2 protein-coding genes and 1 pseudogene are annotated in these 2,266 nt (G+C 61.9%); 1 reads left to right on the forward strand and 2 read right to left on the reverse strand.

What is annotated here, in order from left to right; translation table 11 throughout:
* Window positions 1-415, forward strand: a pseudogene (locus QZY03_RS24855) (DUF4172 domain-containing protein); the annotation flags it as partial.
* A gap of 39 nt (window positions 416-454) precedes the next feature.
* On the opposite strand, the gene QZY03_RS24860 reads toward QZY03_RS24855, so the two are convergent.
* Together QZY03_RS24860 and QZY03_RS24865 are read right to left on the reverse strand one after the other, a co-directional pair.
* Window positions 455-1,231 (reverse strand): hypothetical protein, encoded by a 777-nt coding sequence (locus tag QZY03_RS24860; RefSeq protein ID WP_295585612.1) that lies wholly within the window; start codon window positions 1,229-1,231, stop codon window positions 455-457.
* A 631-nt stretch (window positions 1,232-1,862) separates the two neighbouring features.
* A partial coding sequence (locus QZY03_RS24865; protein ID WP_295585613.1) for a hypothetical protein occupies window positions 1,863-2,266 on the reverse strand: 404 nt, incomplete at its 5' end.

The raw sequence follows: 2,266 nt of genomic DNA on the forward strand, positions 1-2,266 counted from the left end.
CTGCATCGAGGCCGACAAGAAGACCTACTATGCGCTGTTGGAGCGCAGCCAGCGTGCGGGGCTTCAGATCGATGACTGGCTCACCTGGTTCGTCGCAACGGTGCTCAAGGCCCAAGATATCGCCCGCACGCAGATCGACTTTATGGTCGAGAAGGCGCGCTATTTCGACCGATTTCGGGATAATCTCAACGCCCGTCACCAAAAAGCGATTGCCCGGATGTTCGCCGCGGGCCCGGCCGGGTTTGAGGGCGGCATGACGGCCGGGAAGTATATCGGCATCACCGGTTGCTCAAAGGCGACCGCGACGCGCGACCTGGCGACCCTGGTTCAGCTCGGCGCCTTGATCAGTCTGCCCGGCGGCGGGCGCAGTGCCCGCTACGGGCTGGCGCGGGTATCGGTGCAGATCCTCGAATGACGGGTGGTACCGGATAGCCAATGACGGTGCGCGATAGCATCAGCAGGCCATCGACATGGGTGGCAATCGCCGCGGCGCGCAGGAACCTCCATTGGGGACCGATATCAAACACACCATCCAGAGTTTCATGCAGGGGCGCGCGCCAAGGTGCGTCGGGGTCGCGGGCGGGCCTTGATCATCGTTCCGGCCAGCGACGGCCTGTCCGCAACTGGAGGTCGAGGCTTTAGCCGGTGGAGATTCCCGAGATCTCAAAGAAAAACAGTGGTGCCTGCGCGCCGGACCGGCTAAAGCCTCGACCTCCAGTCGCCGGAACGATGACCAAGGCCCGCGGGCGTTATCGCCGACGATGAACGCGATGGGCTGGGCCGCCTCCTTCAGTCCGGCCAGGCGGTCTGCCCAATCGGGTATCCGGGCGTGCGTCGCGGGGTCGTTGGCATCGACCACCAGCGCGATCCAATCGCAGGGACGCAGGCGCGTCTCGATCCAAGGTTCGAGCCCGGCGGGATCATCCCGGCCGGTGCGGAAACAGTCGCTATCCCAGCCGGTCATGTGACTGGCGGCGTCCCAGGATGTCTTGGCCCGGACACGTAAGGCAGCGATCACCGCATCCGCTTCCGGACCCAGCGCGATGCACACCGGTGCCGGCGGCCTTTCATCGAAGGATCCCAGAGTCGCGAGCCAAGCCTCGGTCTTGGTCGGCGCTGCGGGTGGCAGGACCGCCGCCGTGGCTGTTTCATGGCTCATACTGGCCAGACCGCCGGTGACCTTCAGCATGGCCCCCGTCGCGAAGGCTTGGAGAACCTGACGTCGCTGCATGGGTGGATACTCCGGGGGTCGTGTTGTCAAATCGGCCCGATGGCATGGGCGGGTTGATGTCTGAATGATCCAGAGGCCGATCAGCCGTGCTCCCGCACCAGCGGGCCGAACCGGCGCCACCGCGCCTCGGCAGCGATGCCCGCCCATGCTGAAGTGTTGGCAATCATTCCGGCTAACGGCCATGGCGCCCGCGCCACCCCGAAACCTGAAAGTCCTCTCGATCACTGTCGCCAATGCTGGCCTGCGAGGCTGCGTAGTCAGGGCTTCCAGCCCTGACTGTTCCAGCCCCGACGCCGCCAGGCCAGGATGGCCTGACTACGCACTTTCACGGTAAAGCGATCACCCGGATTGATCCACAGATGTCACAGATGTACACAGATGAAGAAAGGTATCTGTGTTCATCTATGAACGTCTGTGGATGCCCTTTACGCCCTGGCGTCACGACGGAAGCCGGCTGGGACGACGACCAATGCCTCCCTGGAGGTCACATGGTCGATCATGGGTGAAGACTGGACCTCCCCGGCCAGTTCCTATCCCACTCTCCTACCAGTGTCAGGCTCAGGATCCGCCGCCGCGTAGCCCAGTCGGCGGGGTGAACCATGACGACGTTCTCCCGATCGGTGTATCTTGCCTATCCAGATATTTGGCCCAGCATCCCCGCAAGCTCTTCTCTAGTTAGCTCGCCTTTTTTGGGGATCACTTCAAATATCCTCACTGTGTAGCGGCTCCAATAAAGTTCTTTTCCCGTAGGGCGGAGGGTAAATGCATTATGCGGAAAAGGAAAGATTTTCGCTGCATTATCATACACCGATTCTGGGTAGCAGATATGGTCATCGGCGATCAGGTATCTGACTCCGATATTTCCAATAATAGGGTAGAATACAGACGAACATATCATCTCGACTTTGGCCATTTTTGCCTGAGGCCGGGCGCTGTGCACGGGTGGGCTGGACCAGGGCCGGCGGCTCCTGCGGAGGTGGCGGCAGCGGGAGACCGGCGGTATCGTCTGAAGTCGACCAAAACACCAGCCGTCAC

This window comes from uncultured Lamprocystis sp. (assembly GCF_903933125.1).
GTDB lineage: Bacteria > Pseudomonadota > Gammaproteobacteria > Chromatiales > Chromatiaceae > Thiodictyon.

Excerpts from the sequence above, each read along its gene's own strand:
- QZY03_RS24860 (WP_295585612.1), bottom strand. The coding sequence starts at position 1,231 with ATGCAGCGACGTCAGGTTCTCCAAGCCTTCGCGACGGGGGCCATGCTG.